We start from the raw sequence: 3,433 nt of genomic DNA, 5'->3' as shown, positions 1-3,433 counted from the left end.
GCAACACGCCGGGGGGCGGAGGCGGCCTCGGCGGGATGCTCGGCGGCCTCATGGGCGGCGGTCGCTGAGCGGCCGGGCAGGCCTCGGCCCGAGCTGACGAGGGCACATTGCCCGGGGCACGCGGTCGGTGGAGCGGGTACGCTGCCGCCGACCCGCCTTCATGTCCTCGTCTTCTCCCGCCGCCTTCCGCCGCCCGCCGCTCCACGCCTGTACCGGCCTGCGCTTCCTCGCAGCCATGGGCGTGGTGGGCTACCACTTCTACTGCCCGCCCTGTACGCCGGGAGCGCCGTCGTTCCTCGGCAACCTGCTCCAGGCGGGCTTCACCACGGTGAGCCTGTTCTTCGTCCTGTCGGGCTTCATCCTGGCCTACAACTACCTGGATGACCGGGGCGGCTTCGTCGGAACGCTGCGGGGCTTCTACCAGGCACGCTTCGCGCGCATCTATCCCATCTACCTGCTGGCGCTCGTGGTGGATGTGCCCTTCTTCGTGCGCAGCATCCACCTCGCGGACCCCGCCGCGACGGCGGGCGAGGTGGCCCGCATCACCACGGCCACGCTCACGCTCACGCAGGCGTGGCTGCAGCTGGGCCGGCCCACGTGGAACATCATGGCGTGGACGCTGTCGGCGGAGGCCTTCTTCTACCTCCTGTTCCCCGTGGTGGCGCCGTGGCTCGCGCGGCGGGGCTCGCGGCAGTTGCTCGCGCTGGCGGTGACGGCGTGGTTCCTGGGCGTCGCGCCCCACCTCGCCACCGAGGCCGTCTCGTGGCTCGGCCCGGAGGGCTCCACCTCCGCCCTGGGCAACGGCCTTCGCGCGCTGGGGCAGCTCCCGGTGCAGCTCATCCCCGTCGCCCGGCTCCCCGAGTTCCTCCTGGGCATCTGCCTCGGGGTGCTCTTCTGCCGCCGCTCGAATCCGGGCCGCGTGGGGCCGAGGACGGTGGGCCTGCTGGGCACCTGCGCCGTGCTCGTGGCCGTCATCGGACTGCTTCCGGCCAAGCCCTCGCCGGTGATGCAGATGGCGGTGCTCGTGCCGCTGTTCGCGCTGAGCATCTGGCTGCTCGCCGGGGGCGTGGCGTGGCAGGGGCTGCTGCTGGGCACGCGTCCGCTCGCGAAGCTGGGCGAGGCCAGCTACGCGCTCTACCTCACGCATGGCACGGTGATGGGCTACGCGCTCGCGCTCAACACGCGGACCCTGTCGCTGCCGCACAACGGCGTCGCCCTGCTGATGGTGCCGGTGGTCGTCGCCGCCTCGCTCGTGCTCTTCAAGTACGTCGAGGAGCCCGGGCGCGAGTGGCTGAAGCGCCTCGGCAGGCCGCGGCCCGCGCTGCCCCCCGAGGCGTCCGTGTCCCGTCCGTGAGCCGTCAGCGCCGCAGCACGCGCTGACGCACGGTGGTGGCCACCGCCCACGGAGGGAAGCCCAGCACGTAGCGCCAGCGCGGCGCGGCCAGGAGCAGCGGCAGGCCGCGCCGGTACAGGTCCAGCGCCAGATCTCCGCGCCCCATGGACACCAGCCACTGCGTCACGTGCCGCACGTTGTAGAGCAGCATCTCCAGCCGCTCGCGCCGCCGGGCCCCGCCTCCGGGGTAGCGCCCCTGCCGCTCCTGCTCCAGCTGGAACAGCGTGCCCCGGTAGCTCAGCTCCAGCGCCGAGGACGTGCCCGCGTGCTGCCGGTAGCCCACCGTCACCGGCGCCCGCACCCACGCGAAGCCCGGCTCCGTGCCCAGCCGGTACAGCAAATCGTAGTCCTCGCCGTTGATGCGCTGGGGCACGAAGCCGCCCACCCGCCGCAGCGCCTCCGTGCGCACCGCCACCACGCACGCGGTGCGCGGCGTCCGGTCCTCCGCGCTCGCCAGGTAGTCCGCGAAGCGCAGCACCCTCGGCGGCTCGCGCGTCAGGCCCGAGAGTTCCTCGGCCCGCTGGAAGGGCGCCGCCGTGCCCATCACCACCGAGGGCGCGCCCTGCTCGCGGAGCACCCGCCGGTACGTGGCCAGCGTCCACGGGAACCACAGGTCATCACTGTCGAGGAAGACGACGTACTCGCCCCGGGCCTCGCGGATGCCCAGGTTGCGCGCCGCGCCCGGGCCGGCGTTGCGCTGCTGGAAGACGCGCACCCGCTCGCCGTACCGCGCCAGCGTCGCCAGCGTGTCGTCGGTGGACCCGTCGTCCACCACGAGCACCTCGTAGTCCGTCTCCTCCTGCGCGAACACCGTGGCGAGCGTCTCTTCCAGCAGCCGCGCGCGGTTGTACGTGGGGATGACGATGGAGAAGAACGGCATACGCGGACGGCCTCACACCCGGGCGCGCAGGCCCATCTTGGAGATACCCAGGAAGGTGGACAGCTGCCGCCGGTACTCCGGCAGGCTCGTGCGCCCGCGCACCAGCGTCTGCGTCAGCACCGCCGCGTTGTACGGCAGCGTCCCCACCAGGATGGCTCGCATCGCCATCTCGTGCAGCCGGCCGTGGTGCTTGCGGAAGTACGCCAGCCGCGTGCGCCACAGCTCGATCCGCACCTTGTCCGGCCCCGAGGCGGACGCGCGGAACGAGCGGCTCGACAGGTGCGTAATCACCGCCTCCGGGCAGAAGGCCACCTCCCAGCCGGCCTTCCACGCGCGCACGCACCAGTCGGTGTCCTCGGTGTTGCCCAGTGGGGACATCTGCTCGTCCAGCAGGCCCACCTCGGCGAGCGTCTCCTCGCGCACCACGATGCAGGCGCCCAGCACCCAGCGCACCCGCGCCTCCTCGTGGCCGTACTGCGCCGGGTCGATCTCCATCTCCTTGAGGAAGTGCAGCGGGCGCGGCAGGAAGACGAGGTCGAAGAGCTGCCCGGCCAGCGACATGGGCCGGAAGGTGCAGTTCTGGATGGTGCCGTCCGCGTTGAGCAGCCGCGCGCCCGCCATGCCCACGCGCGGATTCTCATCCATGAAGCGCACCAGCGCGTCGAACGCCCCCTCGTGGACGATGGTGTCGTCGTTGAAGATGCAGATGTACCGGGCGCGCGCGGCGCGCAGCACCTGGTTGTGGTTGGCGGAGAAGCCCTTGCGCTCCGTGTTGAAGAGCCAGCGCACCTGCGGGAAGTCGCGCCGCATGGCCTCCACGCCGCGGCCGTCCGTGGCGTTGTCGACGATCCACACCTCGAAGGAGATGTCGCGCGTCGTCGCGTAGAGCGTGCGCAGGCAGTCGTGCAGCAACTCCGGGTTGCTGTGGTTGACGATGGAGATGACCAGGTCGACCTTCTTCATCGAATCGCTCGCGTCCTTCATCAAGTGGCCGGGCCCGCGGGAGCGGACCGCGCCGCCCGCCGTGCCCGGATGAATCCCAGGATGTCCTTCAGCTCGCCCATGAGCGACAGCGTCCCCGGCAGCCGCTCGCGCGCCAGCACCAGCACCGTGAACACGATGCCGCCCACCAGCGCCTGCCCCACCACGCCCCCGTGCAC

Annotated in this window: 3 protein-coding genes; 1 reads left to right on the top strand and 2 read right to left on the bottom strand. The window is 71.9% G+C overall.

Annotated elements, in window-relative coordinates; all coding sequences use genetic code 11:
* Positions 1 to 160 precede the first annotated feature (160 nt).
* Entirely contained in the window at positions 161 to 1,354 is a 1,194-nt protein-coding gene (locus HG543_RS52560; RefSeq protein WP_169352507.1) for an acyltransferase family protein, read from the top strand.
* Positions 1,355 to 1,358: 4 nt separating this feature from the next.
* Here HG543_RS52560 and HG543_RS52555 read toward each other — a convergent pair whose 3' ends face one another.
* Together HG543_RS52555 and HG543_RS52550 are read right to left on the bottom strand one after the other, a co-directional pair.
* On the bottom strand, positions 1,359 to 2,273 hold the full coding sequence (locus tag HG543_RS52555; protein ID WP_169352506.1) for a glycosyltransferase family 2 protein: 915 nt from the start codon (positions 2,271 to 2,273) through the stop codon (positions 1,359 to 1,361).
* A gap of 12 nt (positions 2,274 to 2,285) precedes the next feature.
* Complete coding sequence (locus HG543_RS52550) at positions 2,286 to 3,236, bottom strand: glycosyltransferase family 2 protein (RefSeq protein WP_169352505.1); 951 nt, start codon at positions 3,234 to 3,236, stop codon at positions 2,286 to 2,288.
* Positions 3,237 to 3,433 lie beyond the last annotated feature (197 nt).

Origin of the sequence: Pyxidicoccus fallax, from assembly GCF_012933655.1 — a bacterium.
Lineage (GTDB): Bacteria > Myxococcota > Myxococcia > Myxococcales > Myxococcaceae > Myxococcus > Myxococcus fallax.
This window is presented reverse-complemented; position numbering and strand designations above follow the sequence as displayed.

What these genes read in the sequence shown, in the direction of transcription:
- HG543_RS52560 (WP_169352507.1), top strand. Translation starts at nt 161, where the DNA reads ATGTCCTCGTCTTCTCCCGCCGCCTTCCGCCGCCCGCCGCTCCACGCC.
- HG543_RS52555 (WP_169352506.1), bottom strand. Translation starts at nt 2,273, where the DNA reads ATGCCGTTCTTCTCCATCGTCATCCCCACGTACAACCGCGCGCGGCTG.
- HG543_RS52550 (WP_169352505.1), bottom strand. Translation starts at nt 3,236, where the DNA reads ATGAAGAAGGTCGACCTGGTCATCTCCATCGTCAACCACAGCAACCCG.